Origin of the sequence: Veillonella rogosae JCM 15642, assembly GCF_002959775.1 — a bacterium.
GTDB lineage: Bacteria > Bacillota > Negativicutes > Veillonellales > Veillonellaceae > Veillonella > Veillonella rogosae.
In genome coordinates, this window is sequence record NZ_PPCX01000012.1 from 1 (window position 1) to 20,597 (window position 20,597).

General features: G+C 39.6%; 18 protein-coding genes and 1 other annotated feature. All 18 genes read right to left on the minus strand.

The window, feature by feature from the left end; translation table 11 throughout:
- Positions 1-297 precede the first annotated feature (297 nt).
- Positions 298-1,503 (minus strand): MFS transporter, encoded by a 1,206-nt coding sequence (locus tag VRHSUH09_RS08555; protein ID WP_105081923.1) that lies wholly within the window; start codon positions 1,501-1,503, stop codon positions 298-300.
- Positions 1,504-1,757: 254 nt separating this feature from the next.
- Positions 1,758-3,668: a threonine--tRNA ligase gene (gene thrS / locus VRHSUH09_RS08560; protein WP_105081924.1), complete on the minus strand. Its 1,911-nt coding sequence runs from the start codon at positions 3,666-3,668 to the stop codon at positions 1,758-1,760.
- Between the two features lie 72 nt (positions 3,669-3,740).
- Positions 3,741-3,973 (minus strand) — a binding site (T-box leader).
- 247 nt (positions 3,974-4,220) lie between these two features.
- Complete coding sequence (locus VRHSUH09_RS08565; protein ID WP_105081925.1) at positions 4,221-5,210, minus strand: hypothetical protein; 990 nt, start codon at positions 5,208-5,210, stop codon at positions 4,221-4,223.
- A 116-nt stretch (positions 5,211-5,326) separates the two neighbouring features.
- The gene (locus VRHSUH09_RS08570) at positions 5,327-5,602 is read right to left on the minus strand and encodes a DUF4911 domain-containing protein (RefSeq protein WP_054746786.1); all 276 of its coding nucleotides are present in this window, start codon (positions 5,600-5,602) and stop codon (positions 5,327-5,329) included.
- A gap of 114 nt (positions 5,603-5,716) precedes the next feature.
- Positions 5,717-6,958, minus strand: coding sequence for a peptidase U32 family protein (locus VRHSUH09_RS08575; RefSeq protein WP_105081926.1), 1,242 nt, complete (start codon positions 6,956-6,958; stop codon positions 5,717-5,719).
- Positions 6,958-7,566: an O-methyltransferase gene (locus VRHSUH09_RS08580; RefSeq protein WP_105081927.1), complete on the minus strand. Its 609-nt coding sequence runs from the start codon at positions 7,564-7,566 to the stop codon at positions 6,958-6,960. Before VRHSUH09_RS08580 ends, VRHSUH09_RS08575 begins: the two co-directional genes overlap by 1 nt.
- 23 nt (positions 7,567-7,589) lie before the next feature.
- Positions 7,590-9,026 carry an endolytic transglycosylase MltG gene (mltG, locus tag VRHSUH09_RS08585; protein WP_105081928.1) on the minus strand — a complete coding sequence of 479 codons (1,437 nt, stop codon included), beginning with the start codon at positions 9,024-9,026 and terminating at the stop codon, positions 7,590-7,592.
- Positions 9,027-9,275: 249 nt separating this feature from the next.
- Complete coding sequence (locus tag VRHSUH09_RS08590; RefSeq protein ID WP_009351240.1) at positions 9,276-9,572, minus strand: DUF1292 domain-containing protein; 297 nt, start codon at positions 9,570-9,572, stop codon at positions 9,276-9,278.
- Positions 9,573-9,600: 28 nt separating this feature from the next.
- Positions 9,601-10,020 carry a Holliday junction resolvase RuvX gene (gene ruvX / locus VRHSUH09_RS08595; RefSeq protein ID WP_005386119.1) on the minus strand — a complete coding sequence of 140 codons (420 nt, stop codon included), beginning with the start codon at positions 10,018-10,020 and terminating at the stop codon, positions 9,601-9,603.
- Positions 10,020-10,280, minus strand: a complete 261-nt coding sequence (locus tag VRHSUH09_RS08600) for an IreB family regulatory phosphoprotein (protein WP_009351224.1) — start codon at positions 10,278-10,280, stop codon at positions 10,020-10,022. The genes ruvX and VRHSUH09_RS08600 overlap by 1 nt, the downstream gene beginning before the upstream one ends.
- A 155-nt stretch (positions 10,281-10,435) precedes the next feature.
- Entirely contained in the window at positions 10,436-13,051 is a 2,616-nt protein-coding gene (alaS, locus tag VRHSUH09_RS08605) for an alanine--tRNA ligase (protein WP_105081929.1), read from the minus strand.
- Between the two features lie 213 nt (positions 13,052-13,264).
- Positions 13,265-14,077, minus strand: a complete 813-nt coding sequence (locus tag VRHSUH09_RS08610; RefSeq protein WP_009351205.1) for a C40 family peptidase — start codon at positions 14,075-14,077, stop codon at positions 13,265-13,267.
- Between the two features lie 81 nt (positions 14,078-14,158).
- Positions 14,159-15,169, minus strand: coding sequence for a glycosyltransferase family 2 protein (locus tag VRHSUH09_RS08615; protein ID WP_105081930.1), 1,011 nt, complete (start codon positions 15,167-15,169; stop codon positions 14,159-14,161).
- A gap of 592 nt (positions 15,170-15,761) precedes the next feature.
- On the minus strand, positions 15,762-16,139 hold the full coding sequence (locus VRHSUH09_RS08620; protein ID WP_054746792.1) for a hydrogenase expression/formation C-terminal domain-containing protein: 378 nt from the start codon (positions 16,137-16,139) through the stop codon (positions 15,762-15,764).
- An 8-nt stretch (positions 16,140-16,147) separates the two neighbouring features.
- Entirely contained in the window at positions 16,148-16,726 is a 579-nt protein-coding gene (locus VRHSUH09_RS08625) for a HyaD/HybD family hydrogenase maturation endopeptidase (protein WP_105082020.1), read from the minus strand.
- Positions 16,719-17,528 (minus strand): Ni/Fe-hydrogenase, b-type cytochrome subunit, encoded by an 810-nt coding sequence (gene cybH / locus VRHSUH09_RS08630; protein ID WP_105081931.1) that lies wholly within the window; start codon positions 17,526-17,528, stop codon positions 16,719-16,721. The genes VRHSUH09_RS08625 and cybH overlap by 8 nt, the downstream gene beginning before the upstream one ends.
- A gap of 14 nt (positions 17,529-17,542) precedes the next feature.
- Complete coding sequence (locus VRHSUH09_RS08635) at positions 17,543-19,444, minus strand: nickel-dependent hydrogenase large subunit (RefSeq protein ID WP_105081932.1); 1,902 nt, start codon at positions 19,442-19,444, stop codon at positions 17,543-17,545.
- The gene (locus VRHSUH09_RS08640) at positions 19,444-20,583 is read right to left on the minus strand and encodes a hydrogenase small subunit (protein ID WP_054746796.1); all 1,140 of its coding nucleotides are present in this window, start codon (positions 20,581-20,583) and stop codon (positions 19,444-19,446) included. The genes VRHSUH09_RS08635 and VRHSUH09_RS08640 overlap by 1 nt, the downstream gene beginning before the upstream one ends.
- Positions 20,584-20,597 lie beyond the last annotated feature (14 nt).

The following is a 20,597-nucleotide window of genomic DNA, read 5'->3' on the forward strand; positions in this document are numbered from 1 at the left end:
CATGTTTCATTACAATCAGGACATTTTATTTGTCGCATAAACTCTTCCTCCATATTTGTTTATATATAGGAAGATATAACCTCATTTTAGTCAGTAATTACAAGGGTTAATTGATGTTTTCACCCACACTTTTTGTCCACCCTCAAACTTCTCCAAAAAAAGATTAAACCCTTATAACACTAGTAAATATCTAGTGTTATAAGGGTTTTTACACACACTTTTTGTCCTATAAGCCAAATCCTACAATTTCTGATTTCCGGAAATTGTAGGATTTTTAATTGTATTAGATTGCTTTTCCTATTCTAATTCCTTACCTTTTAGTTCAGGAATCAAGAATACTGTTGCTAAAATATCGATTACATAGATAATCGCAAGGAAGGCAATTGCCACTTGGTAGGAGTACATAGAGATAATCATACCTACCACCATTGGGCTAAAGCCACCTACAGCACGACCGATATTAAATAATACGTTTTGAGCTGTTGCACGAGCGCTTGTTGGGTACGCTTCTGCCATTAAAGCACCGTAGCCACCCATCATACCATTTACAGAGGCACCTAGAATAGCACCAGCAAATAGCATTGCTGTTGGATCAGATAGTTGGGAGTAAATCAAAATAGAAGCTACTGCACATACTTGGAATAGGATAAATGTAGGTTTACGGCCAAGTTTATCCGCTAATCGTCCGAATAGCCAAATACCAACCATCATGCCGCATACTGTAACGGCAGTCCATAAACCAGATTTAGTAAGAGAGAAACCTAATTGCTTACTCAAGAAGTTAGGTAACCAAATCATAATACCGTAGTAACCAAAGTTCTGAACCGATGTTAAGATGGCCACACCAATCGATGTTTTCGTAGTGGCTACATCTTTCACAAGTAATTTAAAGGATTCCGTATGGGAATGTTCATTTACCTCTTTGCTTTGTACAAAAATTTCTGGTTCATGTAATTTCGCACGGAAGAACCAGGCCACAAAGGCAGGAATAATACCTATCATAAACATGCCACGCCATCCGATGTAAGGAATCAATAACGGTGTTAATAGTGCAGCGGCCAATACGCCTAATTGCCAACCAAGGGCAACATAGCTAGTCGCTTTTGCACGGTGTTTCGCAGGCCATGCTTCAGCAGCTAATGCCATGCCGATACCAAATTCACCACCTAAACCAATACCAGCGATTGTACGGTAAATAAGTAGGTCCCAATAGCCTTGAGCAAAGGCACAGAGTCCAGTAAATACAGCAAAGAGTACGATAGTCCAGGTTAAGACGCGAACACGGCCATATTTATCCGATAAGGTACCAAAAACAAAGCCACCTAATACAGCACCAATTAAGGTCCACGTAACTAACGAACCAGCTTGTCCCGTAGACAAACCTAAATCCCCTGATATCAAGGTTAGCATAAAACCTAGAATCAAGAGATCAAAACCATCCATGGCATAGCCCACAGAAGAACCAATGACAGCTTTCCAGCCGTATGAATTTACATCTTTCATAGTTTTTTCCTTTCGCTACTCACAGGTAACAATTAAAGAGAATATAAGTCAACTTAATATTTGTACTAAGTTCACTAACATTAAATTATACAGCTTAGTGAAAATTATGCAATATATATTTCTTAATCTTCTAAATTATTTAGTTGTCTAAAAACTTTATTTAGAGAAAAACAAAAAGGTAGGGTTTGGTTCACTTAGTGAGGACCAAACCCTACCTATTATAGAGTCATCAGAAATAACTAAGCCCTTTAAGGTTAGTTGCGTTCTTTGATTTCGATTTTAATCGCATTGAAGAATTCTTCGAATGGTACAGAACCTAATTCGTCACCGCCGTGTTTACGAACGTTAACTGTGCCTTCTTCAACCTCTTTATCCCCCACAACAAGCATGTATGGAACTTTTGCCATTTGTGCTTGGCGGATTTTGTAGCCAATTTTTTCGCTACGATCATCCACTTCTACACGTACATAGTCGCGATGCATTTGTTTTGCCAATTCTTTAGCATATTCAACATGTTTTTCAGAGATAGGCAAGATTTTAACTTGTACAGGAGCCATCCAAGTTGGGAATGCACCTGCATAGTGTTCAGTCAAGATACCGATGAAACGTTCCATGGAGCCGAAGCATGCACGGTGAATCATGATAGGGCGGTGTTTTTGACCATCTTCGCCAACGTAATCAATTTGGAAGCGTTCAGGCAAGTTCATATCTAATTGGATAGTACCACATTGCCATGTACGGCCTAAGGAGTCTTCGATATGGTAGTCAAGTTTAGGACCGTAGAATGCACCATCGCCAGGGTTAATTACGTAAGGAATCCCTTTGGCTTCAATCGCATTGCGCAATGCTTCTGTAGCGGCTTCCCAAATTGCATCATCACCCATTGCATTGTCTGGTTTAGTAGACAATTCAACATGGTATTTCAAACCAAATTGGCTGTAAATCCGGTCGAACAATTCGATAACTTTCATCAATTCAGATTGCATTTGATCTGGCAACATGAATACGTGAGCATCGTCTTGTGTGAATGCACGTACACGGAATAAGCCGTGTAATGCACCAGATAATTCATGACGGTGAACTAAACCAAGTTCAGCATAACGCAATGGGAAGTCACGATAGGAATGCATTTCGTTTTGGTAAACCAAGATACCACCTGGGCAGTTCATTGGTTTAATTGCATATTCTTCATCATCGATAATTGTAGTGTACATGTTTTCACGGTAATGGAACCAGTGACCAGATGTTTCCCACAATTGTTTATTTAAGATGATTGGTGTACGAATTTCTTCGTAATCAAATTCATGGTGAACTTCACGCCAGAAGTTTTCTAATTCGTTGCGAAGTGCCATACCTTTTGGTAAGAAGAATGGGAAACCAGGGCCTTCTTCTTTGATAACGAACAAGCCAAGTTCTTTACCAAGTTTACGGTGGTCCCGTTTAGCTGCTTCTTCAAGCAAGTGAAGGTATGCATCAAGGTCTTCTTTTTTCTCAAATGCTGTACCATAAATACGTTGCAACATTTTATTTTTTTCATCGCCACGCCAGTATGCACCTGCAATGCTTTGTAATTTGAAAGCTTTCACCTTACCAGTGGATGCTACGTGAGGACCTGCACAAAGATCGATGAAATCGCCTTGAGAGTAGCAAGAGATTACTGCATCTTCTGGAAGGTCTTGAATCAATTCTACCTTGTAGTCTTCGTTTTTAGATTTGAAGAACTCAATAGCTTCTTGACGAGACATTACAGATTTAGTAATAGGCAAGTTTTCTTTCACAATACGGCTCATTTCCTTTTCGATTTTGCCTAAATCTTCAGGAGTCAAAGTATGTTCCATATCGATATCGTAGTAGAAACCTTTGTCGATAGCAGGACCGATAGCCAATTTAGCTTCAGGCCATAAGCGTTTAACCGCTTGTGCCAAAATATGAGAAGCTGTGTGGCGCAAAGTATGTTTACCGCCATCTTCTTCGAATGTTAAGAAAGCTACTTCAGAACCATCTACGAGTTCTTCGCGAAGATCTGTTAATTCACCGTTTACGTTTGCAGCTAGTACTTTTTTAGCTAAGCTGTTAGATAGTTGTTTTACTGCTTCCCCAAGAGTAGTGCCAGCAGCGTATTCCTTTGCACTACCATCAGGTAAAATGATTTTTACATCTGCCATTTTTCTTTCCTCCAATTTATAAACTAGGATAGTTGGATTTTGGTAATAAAAAAAGACCCTCTATCCCTACAAACAAGGGACGAAGATCATTCGCGGTTCCACCCTAGTTAACTACCTATACGAATATATGTGTATAGTTAATTCACTTCATTAAGCCCGATAACGGTGGCGGCCGTATTTGCCTACTTAGGTTCGACAAATCAGTTTAAAGGGGGTAACTCTGATATATGTGTAAGGCATTTCCAGCATCAGCCTCTCTCTGGTACACAGGGATATGAGAATCATGTCCTTTGCATAACTTTTACTAGATTATAGTATCATAGAGAATTAAAAAATTCAATACAGTTTAACTGTAAATTTCACAAAATCTATAAATAAAAGAAATGCCTTCAAACACATCATATAAAAACGGCCCGATATAACTGATATGTACCCCTTTACGGGTTGTCCATTAAAAGGGGTACATATCAAACTCGAGCCGTTTATTAAGATTATCATATATACGCTAACCAATGTAGCTGTACTACAGCTCACTGTACATAGGCTAGATTATTAGCGTTTGAAGTTTGTAGATAACATAGCACCAATTACTTTTTCCAACTTACTATTGGAAAGGTCTGGGCCTTTGTAAAGTGTTAAGAGCACATCATTGGAGTTATCTTGTTTAGAAACCATCATAACACCGCTGCCACGAGCACCATTATCGTCGTAATCTTTCGCTACGATAACGAGGTTTAAGTAATGGTCCTTCATGTATGTGTACACTTTGCTAGTACGTGCAGAAGAGCCAATCATTTTCGCCATGCTCATACCACGGTTGAATACGATTGTATTTGCATTATGTGGATTTACCGCTAATTGTTGTTTCTCCTCTTCATTGAGAGGCATAAGGTTTACCATGAGGGAGTCCCCCATTTTACCACGGAACATAGTTGGCATTGTTTCCCGTACGTCTTCTGGAATAGCAGTATCAGCCGTCAATTTCAATTCCTTAGGTACAGTCATGTATAGAACGCCCTTGCTATTGCGACCTACCTCTGTTGTACTAAGGTCTACAGCGCTAAGCATAATGGAATCTTTAATGGTTGCTACTTGGTTTGCCAATGGCTTTTCAGGAACACCACGGCTGGCCAATTGCACGTCGCCAGATTTAGTTTTTTTCAACGTTTCTACGTTCCAGTTAGCCCCTTTTTTGTCAGCATCGCTAACTTCTGTGAAAGCGTTCGCCCCATCTTTTGTGCCTACATATACGTAAGTTTGCGCTGGGATAATTGTATCTGGTGCACCTAATTTATTGAACGCTGCACCGTATACAACATTAGGAATTACTGTGGAACCAATTTGTAAATTATTATTGGTTTGGCTTTCCACATCAAAATTGATATTCCCTGTGAAAGTCATATCAGGGCCATGATTGATAATAACCACATCCCCTGCTTGAGGAATGATGACAGGACCTACAGGGCCTGCCATAGCCACACCTGCCATAGATACACCAAGGCAAGCTGTTAATAATGCACGTTTCAAAATAGATTGTTTCATAGATATACTCTCATTTCTCTACTATTCATATACTTGGTTCTAGTTGTATGCCCTATAAGATGCTGTAACAGACTTACATAGGTGCACACTAGATATAGATAAAACCAACAATATACTTAATTTTCGATAGTGACATAATCAGATAAACTACGTAATACGTCAATAGCCAATGACCGCGTAGAGGGCGTACAGCGCAACATGCACCGCCCACTTGTATCTACAGAGGTCATAACACCTAAGTATTCATAGCCTTCAATGATACGATTGATGAAGTTCGTATGTGTAGGATCTATATGAAAGTACACATACGCTTCCTCTCCGGAGGTCGGTAAGTCAGGTATATCTGGAAATGCACCGATAGATTTACTCGGTTCTAAAGCTATACCACTCATAATCGCCCTCCTTCAAAGCTACTCCATATATCGCTTACTGTTATAATCTAAATACCATTGTTAATGTAACTACTACTCAAATGTAAGATCTTTTATATTAGTATATGTAAACTATTAATCCTCTTTAGGTTTGCACTCACGACGCATCATGGAGTACGGCTCAAGTGGTGTATCCATATAGATACGAACCTTCATTTGTGCATGAGGCGCTACGTCGATTGGATTACCATCTTCGTCTGTCATTTTTTCAATTACAGTTTCTACAAGGTCCCCTTTAGGTTGGCAGAATTCTACTTTATCGCCTACTTTGAAGTTGTTCCGTTGTTCAAGATCAACGTATTTTTCTTCTTCATTGTAGCCCATAACTAAGCCGATGAAGTCATGGCTTTGTGTATTAGTAGATTTGCCATAGTTTTGAGCCGTTTCGTCAGGACGACCTTCTGCAAAGCCATCTGTATATGGACGGTGGGAAATTTTTTCTAATTCTGCAATCCATTCTGGACGAACGTACCAATCTTTACCTTCTTTAAGGTATGCATCAATCGCTGTACGGTATACTTTCGCTACTGTTGCGCAGTAGTGAACAGATTTCATACGACCTTCAATTTTTAAGCTATCTACGCCAGCTTCGTATAAATCTGGAATGCGGTGAATCAAGCACAAATCTTTAGAGTTAAAGATATATGTACCATGCTCATCTTCTTCAATTGGATAGTATTCACCAGGTCGGTTAGATTCTACAAGGGAGTATTTCCAACGACAAGATTGAGAGCATTGACCACGGTTCGCATCACGATTACCTGTCATGTAGTTAGACAAAAGACAACGGCCAGAATAAGAAATACACATGGAACCATGTACGAAGGATTCGATTTCAATATCTACATTATCCTTCATTTCTTTAAGATCTGCTAAAGATACTTCACGAGCTGCTACTACACGTGTAGCACCAAGTTCTTTCCACATTTGAACTGTGTGCCAGTTTGTAGTGGAAGCTTGGGTACTTACGTGAAGTTCAAGACCTGGAGCCACGCGTTTAGCAAGGCTAAAAATGCCCATATCGGCAACGATGATTGCATCAACGCCGATACTTTCAAGGAATTTCAAATAGTCCTCTAAACCTTCAAAGTCCTCGTTGTGAGGAATGATATTACATGTAACATGGAGTTTTTTACCATGAGCATGTACGAATTCTACAGCCTCCTTTAATTCCTCGTCGGAGAAATTAGAGTTACCTGCGCGCAAGCCAAAACGTTTACCTGCGCAATATACGGCATCCGCACCATAGCGAATCGCCATTTTAAGCTTGTCCATATTCCCTGCAGGACAAAGCAATTCCATAAAATGTTCTGCCATTATTTGTTGTGCCCTTTCCACACACTCACACTCATGCCATCACCCATAGGGTAAATGGTGGTGTTAAACAATTCTTTATTTTCAACATATGTTAAGTATTCTTTTAACCGTTTTACGATAGTTTTGAACCGTTTTGGCGGCTCCTTATCGCCCCTCACATAGCCTCTAAAGAGTACATTGTCCGCTAGGATAACGCCTCCTTCTTTCACATGCGGCAAAATGAGCTCTAATTGCTTTAGATATTGCCCCTTAGGACCATCTAAGAACACTAGATCATATTCCCCAGTGAGTTCCGTTAAGACTTGAGATGCATCGCCTTTCAACAATCTAATTTTATCGGCATAATCGGATTGGTTAATATAATATTTCGCCATTTCGTGACGCACATCATCTGATTCAATAGATGTAATGTGTCCCTCCTCTTTATCGAGTAGCGGAGCCATCAATAAAGCTGAGTAACCAATGGCGGTGCCCACCTCTAACACAGAGGTGGGCCGGTACAAACCTATTAATTCTTCAAATAGATGAACCTCGGATTCACGTAAAATCGGTACATCATTAATCATCGCATAAATACGCTGTTCATTTAAAATATCATTTAATGTCATGAAAGTAGATTCAATCTCCTACATTATTTATTGCTATTACCAGTAGGCACGTTGATCGTAGAACGATCAACTGATTCAGCTGGTTTCACTTCAATACGCGGTACCTCTTGTGTACTTGGAGTTACATACGGAGTCGTTTCTGGTGCACGATTAGTAGTCGGTACATAAGTATTATTACTGCTATTACCATTAGATGGAGTAGTTGGTGTAACTTGAGTTGGTGTTTGATTTTGTGTTGGAGCAGGCGTAGGAGCTGGAACCTCAGCTGCTGGAACAGTTGTTGGCGTGTATTTATACGTAGGTTCTACGTCAACATATTGAGAATCTGCTTCCACCGCTTCTGCAGAACTATAGTTGTAGTCAGGCTCTGTAGTTGCTACTGCTACGTCATAGTTAGGACCTGCTTGTGCTGCGATTTCTGTAGTGGCAGAAGGAGTCGCACTTGTTGCAGTATCTGCACCATAAATCTTATTAACTTCCGCTAAATGCTCTTCGTATGTTTTAGAGAAGTGATTATGACCTTCTTTATCTGCTACAAAGTACAAGTAATCTGTATTTTCAGAATGTAATACTGCGTCTAAAGATTTTTTACCAGGGTTAGCAATCGGTCCTGGTGGTAAACCTTTAGATACATATGTATTATATGGGCTTTGTAGTTGAGTATCACCAATTGTTACGTTTTCTTTTGCGTAACCAAGTACATAGGAAATGGTCGCATCAGATTGTAATGGAATACCATGAGCCAAACGCTTTTTAAACACACCCGCAATAGTAGGACGATCCGCATCAAATAAAGACTCACGTTCAACAATAGATGCTAATGTAACAAAGTCATGAATGCTCATGTGCTGCGCTTGAATTTGTTTCTTCACAGCTGGTGTGAGGTAACGATTCATTTCGTCAGCCATCATTTGAATGACTTCGCGTGGTGTCGCCCCTACTGGAATCTCATAGGTACTTGGGAATAAGAAGCCCTCTACTGGATATGTAGCAGGTCTTGTACCCTTCATGTATGGATATGGTACAAAGGTTTTCGCTTCTGCTAAGAAGTCCTTTGCCTTCATAATTTGATTTTTTTCTAGAACAATAGCAATATCCCCAACGGTATATCCTTCAGGAATGGTAACACGAATCGATTCTACATGACCTTCTTGTAATAAAGAAATGAGTTCGCGCACAGTTACCTTATTAGGAATTTGGTAGTGCCCAGTTTGTAGCTTGTCATTAGTACCGCTCAAGTACAACCAAAGTTTGAAACCTTGGGTAGAACGGATAAGACCTCTTTCAAAGAGCATATCTGCAATTTCAGAGCCCGTTTGACCCTTTTCAATAACTAAAACTTGGGTACCATCATCTTGAGCGAAGGTATTAGGTATCAGGTATAGTGCACCAAGACCACCGCCAATAATCAATACACCAATAATAGCAAGAATTAGAATATATCTTAAGGCTTTTCTCACGTCCTTGAGTTCCTTTCTGTAACATAACAGTATTTATCACTTTATTATACCATAAACTCTATATTTCCCCTACACAAAAGGGTATTAATCACCTTGTTTCCCTCTGCTTATGTGATATATCAATTATAGTTTTTTGTCATGCTAATAATATGAATGAACACCTTAGTTTATAATTCAATACTAACTATCTCCAAACATAAAAATAGCGCATTGCTCTACGCAATACGCTAGATTTATGTTTAAAGACGATTATTCGTCTTCACCCATTTCTTCATACAATTTTACTAGAGTTTCAAAAACTTCATCTTCTTCATCTAAAGGTACGTATTCTTCTACGCCTTCTTCATTTTTTTCGATGCTAGCCAAGATCATGTATGTGTCATCTTGACCTTCGTGGTCTGCATCTTCGTCTTGTACATGTACAAGAACTGCATACTCACGACCTTCATGGTTTAGAACAACATCTTCTGTGAAGTATTGTTTATTGCCGTTTTCGTCTTCGAATTCTAAATAATACACTTCACCTTCAAAGTTTTGGTCAACCATTGGAAACCCTCCTTGTGGAAAAAAAGATTTATTTATTGAACTGCAAGCGATCTAAGTATCCTTGCAAAATTACAACCGCTGCCATTTTATCAATAACAGATTTACGCTTTTTACGACTTACGTCAGCTGCAATGAGTTGGCGTTCAGCCATAACCGTAGATAACCGCTCATCCCAATATGAAACAGGTAAATCGATGACTTCTTTCATCTTTTCAACGAATTCTTCAGTCTTTTCAGCTCGTTCACCTTTTGTACCATTCATATTCTTTGGCATACCTACTACAAGCTCATGTACTTCATATTCAGCAATAAGTTCTTGTAAGCGATTAAAGTCTTTTTCAAGAGATGTTCTACGAATGGTTTCAATACCTTGTGCAGTCATGAGCAGTGCATCGCTACAGGCAATACCGATAGTGCGGCTGCCCACGTCTAATGACATAATTCTCATTATAATTGTTTAGCCTTTGCGTATTCTTTCAACAATTCCTCAATCAAGTCATCTCGTTCTAAGCGACGAATATCAGAACGTGCATTATTATAACTAGTAATGTACGCTGGATCACCAGAGATTAGATAACCTAATATTTGATTGATTGGATTGTAACCTTTTTCTTGAATAGATTGATAAACACGAGTAAGCACTTCTTCTGCTGTCATCGGTTCATCGTCTACTTTACGGAATAGCATGGTTTCATCAGAAACTTTCATCGTATCCCTCCTTTTTATTACATTGGCGGGCTTCACTTGTGAAAGTGAAACCTCGCCTACTATTATACTTGAATCAAAGGTACATAGTCATTAACTTTTTATGTATTATGAATTTTTTCTATAACAGATAGAAATATAATTATAAAATTATATGCCTATTGTAACATAGATGTTAATTCCTCACCACCAGCTTTTAATGCTTGCATCAATTTAGCTGGCTCTTTACCGCCTGCTTGAGCCATATCTGGACGACCACCGCCATTACCACCAGCTACTTGAGCCGCAGCTTTTACGATGTTACCAGCTTTTGCACCTTTAGCAACAACGTCTTTAGATACTTTACATACAAAGTTAACTTTATCGTCACCCATAGCAGCACCTACGAGGACTACGCCAGAGCCATTTAATTTATCTAGGCCCATATCTGCTAAGTCACGTAATTCATCGATAGAGGATGCTTTTACAGCAGCCGCTACAAATGCAACATCGCCAATCATGACTTTCCCAGCAATGATATCCGCAGCACCTGCAGCAGAAACTTCTTTACGAATTTGTTCTAATTCTTTAGCAGTTTCTTTAGCTTCTGCCAACACTTGATGTAGACGTTCTTCTACTTGAGGTGCTTTAGTTTTAAGCTCGCCCGCCATGCGTTCGATGGTCAAACGATCTTGTTTAGCTGCATCGAGAGCTGCACGACCAGTAATAGCTTCAATACGACGTACGCCGGAACCGATACCAGCTTCAGAAGTTAAACGGAAGGAGCCTACGAAGGCAGTATTACCTACGTGAGAACCGCCGCATAATTCAACGGAGAAGCCTGGAACCTCTACAACGCGAACAACGTCACCATATTTATCACCAAAGAGTGCCATCGCACCTTTTTCTTTTGCTTCGTCCATGGACATTTCAGCAATAGCAAGATCAGTAGCTTTAAGTACCTCTTCATTTACAAGAGCTTCGATTTGATCAAGTTCCTCTTGTGTTACAGGAGAGAAATGAGTGAAGTCGAAACGCAAGTAATCTGGCGTTACTAAGGAGCCAGCTTGGTTAACATGGTCGCCTAAAATTTGTTTTAATGCAGCATGTAACAAATGAGTTGCAGTATGGTTACGAGCCATTGCAGAGCGACGGTTTGTATCTACTTCAAGAGCTACATCATCACCTTCAGAGATGGAGCCTTCTACAACAGTACCGATATGGTATACTGTGCCTTCTGGTAAGCGTTTTGTGTTATGAACCTCTACTTTACCCATTGGGCCCACGATGAAGCCTGTATCGCCCAATTGACCGCCCCCTTCTGCATGGAATGGAGTTGTGCGTACGATAATCGTAATTTCATCACCGTCAGCAGCTGTTTGTAAACGCTCAGCACCTTTACCTATCATCAATACAGAAGATGCTTTAACAGACTCATCTTCAATAAGTTCTTCGTCTTTCAAGAAAGTAATGTCTGGTGTGGCTACCTTCGCATCTTCTTTAACACGAGCTTCACGAGCGCGTTCACGTTGCTCTTTCATAGCAGCTTCGAAGCCCTCATGGTCGATTGTAAAACCACGTTCAGATGCGATTTCCTCTGTTAATTCCCAAGGGAATCCATAAGTATCATATAATTTGAATACTTCAGAACCAGGAACTACAGTTGCTTTTTCAGCAGCCAATGTGTCGATCAAGGAGTTTAATAACTCAAGACCTTGTTCCAATGTTTGGTTAAAGCGTTCTTCTTCGTTTTGAACTACCCGTTTAACGAAGTCTTTCTTCTCAGCAATGGATTTAATACCAGGGCCAAGAATATCTACTACTACATCAACTAGCGGTGTTAAGAAGATACCCTCAATACCTAATAAGCGACCATGACGTACAGCACGGCGCAAGATACGACGCAATACATAACCGCGACCTTCATTAGATGGCAATACACCATCGGAGATCAATGCTGTTACAGCACGAGCGTGGTCAGCAATGACTTTCAAAGATACATCGGTATTAGGGTTATCGTTATAAGTAACACCAGCACGTTTTGCAGTAGCTTCGATAATTGGATAAATCAAATCTGTTTCGAAGTTAGTTCTGCAACCTTGCAATACGGAAGCCAATCGCTCAAGACCGGCGCCTGTATCGATGTTTTTATGTTGTAATGGCTCATAGGAACCATCTGGCATTTTATTGAATTGAGTAAATACAAGGTTCCAGATTTCAAGGTAGCGATCGCAATCACAGCCCGGTGCACAGTTAGGATCATCACAACCATGTTCAGGACCTTGGTCAAAGAAGATTTCGCTATCTGGACCACATGGGCCTTCACCGATTTCCCAGAAGTTGTCTTCTAAGCGAGAAATGTGGCTTTCTTCTACTCCACACTCTTTATGCCAAGTATCATATGCCTCTTGGTCATCTGGATATACAGTAACGTATAATCTATTTTTATCGAGTTTAATAACCTCAGTTAAGAACTCCCATGCCCAATGGATAGCTTCTTTTTTGAAGTAATCACCAAAAGAGAAGTTACCAAGCATTTCAAAGAATGTATGGTGACGCGCTGTGCGACCTACGTTCTCAAGGTCACCTGTACGCATACATGTTTGGCTTGTTGTAATACGACGACAAGGAGGTACCAGTTTCCCTGTAAAGAAAGGCTTTAATGGCGCCATACCTGCCCCGATCAATAATAAAGATGGATCATTTTCTGGTATAAGAGAAAAAGTATCTAATTTTAAATGTCCTTTACTTTCAAAAAACTGCAAATATGCTTGACGCAGCTCATTACCCTTCATGTGTATATTCCTCCTAAAATTATTTACTCTTCATTATATCGTAAAAACGACATAAAATCTATTAAAAACATTGAGATTATGCGGAATTTACCGACTTTCACAATAGCAAATACAAGGATAAAATTCAATATTTCTAGAAATGAGAAAAAGAGGTTATACAAATCAACAGAACATAATTGATTCGTATAGCCTCTTTTATAGCTAGTTATTAAATTAGCGCACAACGCGTTTCGCGCCGATGTAGCGTTCGCCCCAATATCCTGTATCAAGGTCTGCTACTGCAACACCACGACTGGAAGTGGCGCTGATGAACTTGCCATCGCCAATATAGATACCGGAATGAGATGGACCTGGCTCATATGTTTCGAAGAATACCAAATCCCCTGCTTTCAAGTTCGCACGAGAAACCTCAACACCTACGTTATATTGTTCGTCCGCCAAACGAGGTAAGGAAATACCTTGTTTTTCGAATACATATTTAACGTAACCAGAGCAGTCGAAACCACTTGGAGTCGTACCGCCAAATACATATGGTACACCACGGTATTTGTCAGCTTCTGCCAAGATAGCATGAATGCTGCTAGGTGTTTCATTTTTCGCAATATTATTTAATTTAACGTTTTTGCCATTAATGGATTGACCAGCAATACGACGAGATGTCGCATTATTGTTTGTGAAAGCGGATTTCGTTGCTACTGCTTTAGTCGCTGCATTTTGAGTCAATACTGCCTTCGTAGAACGAGGAGCACCCATCAATGCGTTATACGTAGCAGGACCTACGATACCGTCCACTGGAAGGCCACGATCTTGTTGGAACAGACGAACTGCCCATTTCGTTTCCTTACCATATACACCATTTTTGTCTGTAGCATTATAACCGTGCTTAATTAGTTGTTGTTGAACCGCTGTAACACTTTTGCCCTTATCACCATATTGTAATGTTGTTGCGCCAACCATGGCTGTTGTGGCACACACAAAAGTTAATGTTAATGCCGTTATTTTAACCTTACTATATTTTGACTTCATATGCTTCCTTTCCAAACTTTTAAAGTAAGTTATTTATTCAAAATATACTAACCGTCTATTTATTTGCATCTACAAATACAGCTAGTCTTCTTTGCGTTTGTGAGTATAAGTCTCTGATGCCATAAATACATCTGCACTACTAGGTCCGAGTAACGGAGCCTCTTCATGCTCTTCAAAATTTATAGCTGACTTAACCCAATACAAAGGCCGTTGCTTCACCTCTTCAAAAATACGACCTACATACTCGCCAATAATTCCCAGTCCGACGAGTTGAATCCCTCCAATAAACAAAATGGATACGCCTAACGTAGTCCACCCATTCAAGGCTTGTCCTGTAATGTATACATACAACAGATGTAAGATAAGCAAGAAGCTCATACCACCACAGAGTACACCTACATACAAAGCGGCCCGTAAAGGAACCCTTGAAAAGGCTGTTACCCCATCGAGAGCAAATCGAATCATTTTGCGCACACTAAACTTTGAAACCCCTGCAAATCGAGGTGGAGCTACAAAGTGCAACTCAGCTTGTCTATACCCTAAGGCTCCAACAATACCGCGCAAGAAACGACCATGTTCTCTAAACCGTTTCAACGTGCCTAATGCTTTACTATTCATGAGGCGGAAATCAGATCCACCTTCCACAATAGGAACATCAGCCATCTTGTTCATTAGCTTGTAATAATACTTAGACGTGAAAGATTTGGCCCAACTAGCGTCCTCAGTTGAATCTCGAATGGTGCGCACCACATCGTACCCCGATTCCCATAACCGAACGAGTTCAGGAATCAATGCCGGTGGATGCTGCATATCACCGTCCATTGTAATAACTGCATCGCCATGAGCATAATCAAGACCACACGTAAGTGCTGTCTGATGCCCAAAATTACGAGCAAGCAATAACACTTTCACATGTTTATCATTGTATGCAATTTCACGTAATATCATAGATGACGAATCACTAGATCCATCATCTACGTAGATTAGTTCATAATCGTACGTGAGACCTGCCATAACATCAGTGACGGCTTCATAGAAAGTTGCTATGTTTTCCTCTTCGTTATATACAGGTACTACAATAGAAAGTAACATAAATCCTCCAAAGTATTTTACTCACATATTTTATGTTAATTAGTAAATTAAGGCAAATTATCGAGGTTAACAATAGACAAAATTCTACTTATAAACCCAGTAATTAAGCTATTCTTTAAGAAATTACTAAAAACACGCTTCATTTAGCTTATATATAAGTACGACAAATTAATAATGCATTTATTTATTTAAAATTTTACTCAATACAGCTAATTATAAAATAATTTTATTTCTCCACTAAATTAAGGAATAATGATTATTTCTACTTTTATAAAGTATTAATCAAAATATCAGATGTATTTTTGTTACCAAACGCATCAAAACGCCCTTAATTCATTTTATATTCATATAAAATTTAGTTATTTTATTAATTTAGCCCCACTATTATGAATTAAATTTTTATTCCACAAAACTCTCTTAAAAGAAAAGAGTCTTTATATAATAATACAATTTCATAACTTTTACAATGATACATATTTCACTTATATAAAATACAAGTTTCAAAAAAGCCACAAATGAATAGGAAGTCCAACATAAAATGGATCCCCAAATCATGTTTAATTTGGGAATCCACTTCAAAGGTCCTTTTCTGTTATAGTCCTGCAGCATCAATCCAGGATTGTAAATCCTCTTCTGCTATTTCCATATCTTCTTCGTACGCACCAGCAACAACAGGATATTTTGCTACCTCTACAGTGTGCAAAATTGAGTCGTCGCGACCATTTTTAAAGGTACCAATCCAAATCCCTGAAAATTGAGATTCATACCACTCTACAGGTTGATCAGTTTCATTAAAACTAATTGTAATATGACCACGTCCAAGGGTTTCTAATACTTCCACTTGTTCTTCCTCTGTAAGGCCTGTTTTTTCAATATAAATAGAATAGGTTTCACCAGTCTCACGTAAGTTTTTAAGAGCTAAACGCAATTCATTTAATACAGCCCTTACATTGTTATAATTTTCAATCATATATACTCCTATAATTTCGGTTCTACTTGTACGCCCCATTGTCGAAGTACATTAAGGACACGGTCTTTTACCTCTGGTAAGGCCCGTTGAACAACCTCGCTTGGTTCAAAACCAATCTCAAGGGATTCTGGCTCTACACCAATGACTACAGCATCCTCTAGAGGCTCCTCTTGAATGGCGCGGATACGTAAAATATCTTGCATACCTACTTCATGCACAGAAATATGCTCAGTAAAATATTGCTCTAACTCTTTATGAAGGAACTCATAAACTGTTCCAGGCGGTTCTCCTCCATTAATTGCATCTACAAGAAGGATTTTCTTCATACCTCTCATATAGGTCAGTAATTCCATCCCCATAGTGCCACCATCTATAATGGTAATGGCAGGTGTAAAAGTAAAAGACTCTTTTAAGTCTTTTACAACATGTACTCCAAGCCCTTCATCGGTAAGTAATATATTCCCTACTCCAAGCAGAACAATTTCATTATTTCCATCATCATAAAGGCTACTTAAATCAATACGCGGACCCTCAGAGTCCGCGTATTGTTCCAAGCCACTGATGAAGTCAGTACTTGTATCAGTCATCATTCTTTAATTCTCTTTCTTTTGGATCGTCAGGATTGCTTGGACGATACGTAGTGAAGGATGGTTTATCAATACGTTCACCACGACGGCGTTTACCATTGAGGTCCTCAATATCAATTGGATCGTGAGCATAGTATTTCATACCAGAAACCATAGCTGATACCTCTCCAGATTCTTCCATAACGTCTTCTCGGAATGCCATGTACACATGCACAATTGTGAAGAACAAGAAGCCCCAAGCAATGTAGTGATGGATTATATGAATATTATATTCCCCACCAAATAGGCCAACTAAAGGAGACAAAAGAGTGCCTAAGAAGCCATTCGGATCGATCATAGCGTACATGGTAGCACCTGTAACGATTTCAAAGAAGAACATAATATATACCATCAAATAGGCCGTTCTCGCCAAAGAGTTACGAATCCAATGATGTTCATGTTTTTGAGGAATCATCAAATAGTGTAATGTAGTTTCTTTAAGACCATACCAATATCGTTTTTGGCTGAATTTAGGTAATAATCTATCACCACGATTAAAGAAACCCGCAGCAATACGGAAAATAAAGGAGAATGTTAAAATTGCCCCTGCACCGAAATGAATTCGGCGCATAGTCTCCATAGAAAACCAGCCATCAATTGCAAAGGTTGGCTCCGGATTACCTGTTATGGCAGCAAAACCTGGGTCACCAATATATAGACCAGTCCAGAATAAAGCTGTTACGCTAAGTACCATAGTCCAGTGGAAGATGCGCAGCCATAAACTAAATACGACATACGCCTTTTTGTCAGTATGTATTAACATAAGTCCACCACCCTTTATTTACACAATGCATCAGTATTGACGGAAACGATTTTTTCGCCTTTTTTATTGTATAAATGGGTTGCACAGGCAAGACATGGGTCGAAGGAGTGAATAACCTTCAAAATCTCAAGTGGTTTATCTGCAATTTTTACTTTTGTATCAATCATGGAATCTTCGTATGCACCATGTTCATTAGCTGCAGTCTTAGGACATGCATTCCATGTGGACGGTACGATACATTGATAGTTTGCAGAGCGACCATCTTTGATGTGGATCCAGTGACCCAAACCACCACGAGGCGCATCTACAAGGCCAACGCCTTTTGCATCTTTTTCCCATGTATTTGGTTCAAACTTAGTCATATCTGCTACTGCAGTATCACCATTTTTGATATTGGATACAAGTTTATTAAAGAAGTATTGGCTAATATTTGCTGCCACTTGTGCATCAAGACCACGACATGCTGTACGACCTACCATAGTTGTCATCCATACATGTGCAGGTACGCCCAATACTTGGGACACTGTATCGATTTGACGAACAATCATAGCTTCTGCCCAAGTAGGTTCTTTAATAATACCTTGTTTTACTTTTGTATATACAACGATATATTTTGCTAATGGACCCACCTCTGCAGTTTTACCTTTGAAAGTTGGGGATTTAATCCAAGAGTATTTTTTATCTTCGTCAAGATACTCCCATTTCTCTTTAGTACCAGATTTAGGACCTGTGAATTTAGGATCTGTAACACCATCAATAGGATGAAGTGTTTTCGTACCATCTGGATATGTGAACCAAGAGTGATCAACCTCTTCACTAAGGTATTGAGGATCCATGAAGTCCTTACCTTCCAGTGGGATAAATGTAGCTTTATCTACGCCTAATGCAAAGTTTTCTACTACACCATTAGAGCGAACGATACATTTTTTATGGTAGTCACCATCAGAAGTACCTGTATAAGTATCGTCAGGATAGTCACCATAAGACATAACGCGTTTTTTCGCAAGACCACCGCCATCAATCATGCCTTTTTCTACGTACATTTTGCCGATAGCTAAAAGATCGGGTACATAGAAGTTATCTACCAAGTCTTTAGCCAATGCAATAGATTGTTCCACTGCAGCAAGACGTTGCGTATTGATAGGCGCATTCATATCATTCATGGAGATAGCGCATGGCATACCACCAATGATGTAATGTGGATGAGGGTTTTTACCACCAAATACAACATGAGGAATTACGATATCACGTTGACGGTCAAGAATATTCAAATAATGGGATACAGCCATCAAATGAACCTCAGGTGGTAATAAATTATAATCTGGATGATTCCACCATTGAGCAGAGAAAATACCTAATTGGCCAGATTCAACAATTTTCTTAACCTTTTGTTGTACTGCTGTAAAATACGCAGTGGTTGCTTTAGGGAACTCCTTAGGATATGCAGAATCTTTAGATGCTGTTTCTGCCGGAGCTAAACCACTAATATTATAAGTAGCTAATACGTCATTTTGTAATTGCGCTGTTTTAGCTGGATCTGCACTAAGAGCCGCTACAGGGCTAACCCAGTCAAGAGCATGTAAGTGATAGAAATGCACGATATGGTCATGTACATCTAAACAGCTATGCATAATATTGCGGATATAGTTCGCATTCTTAGGAATCGTAATACCTAATGCATCCTCTACAGCACGTAAAGATGCTAAAGCATGTGTTGTTGTACATACGCCACAAATACGTTGTACAAAGGCCCATAAATCACGAGGGTCACGGTTTTTTGCAACGAGCTCGATACCACGCCAAGCAGTACCAGAAGACAATGCGTCCTCTACCTTACCACTTGCTTCATCAACTTTTATTTCTACCCGTAAATGACCTTCAATACGGGAAATCGGATCTACTACTACGCGTTTCATTAGTGACCTCCTCCATTATTATGCTTCATTTCATCCCATAAACCTTGTTCTTTCAAGCGTTTTTCCTCTTGAATATCAAGATATTTATTGCGAATAAGGGTTGCAGCACCATGAGCAATAACCGCTGTAGTAGCGCCAACAGCAGCTACAGTACCAATTGTATCAGCAGTTGTAATGGTATTCGCTAATGGAATGTCAGGTAAGCGTTTATAGAATACGTCATTATCCCAGAAGCCCTTTTCAGAGCAACCAATACAGCCGTGACCGGATTGAATTGGATAGGACAAACCATTCCACCAACGCAAGTTACCACAAGAATTATATGTTTGAGGTCCACGACAACCTACTTTGTACAAGCACCAACCAGATTTGGATGCATCATCGTCAAATTTTTCAACGAATAGACCTGAGTCAAAGAAGGCACGACGGTAGCAAGTATCGTGAATACGATTGCCATAAAATTGTTTAGGACGACCTTGTGCATCAAGAGGTGGAATTTGACCGAACAATGCATAGTGCATTACTACACCAGTCATAACCTCTGGAATCGGAGGACAGCCAGGAACTTTAATAATTGGTTTACCAGATACAACAGAAGATACAGATACTGTGTTTGTTGGATTTGGTTTAGCCGCTTGAATACCACCCCAAGAAGCACAAGAACCATATTCGATGATCGCTGCAGCCCCTTTAGCCGCTTCTAACAAGGATTGTTTAAATGTACGACCACCTACAGTGCAGTAAACACCATCTTCGTCAAGTGGCACGCCACCTTCAACCGCCAAGATATATTTACCAGCTTTTTCTTTGATGATTTTTTCTAGATGTTCCTCTAACGGTGCACCAGAGGCAGCAGACAAAGTATCATCATATTCAAGAGAAATCATGTTCAAAATAACATCAGAGGTAAATGGAGAGGATGAACGGATAAAAGATTCACTACAACCAGTACATTCATGACCATGTAACCAAATTACCGTAGGCAATTCAGTTGTTTCAGCAGCCTTAACAACGGTGTCTAACATCGTTGGTGGTAGACCTAAAATGGCGGTGAGTGCTACACAGGATTTCATAAATGTGCGTCGACTCAAACGGCGCTCTTGGAAGAGTGTCCATAGACTGTTTACACGATTCTTCACGGAATATAGCCTCC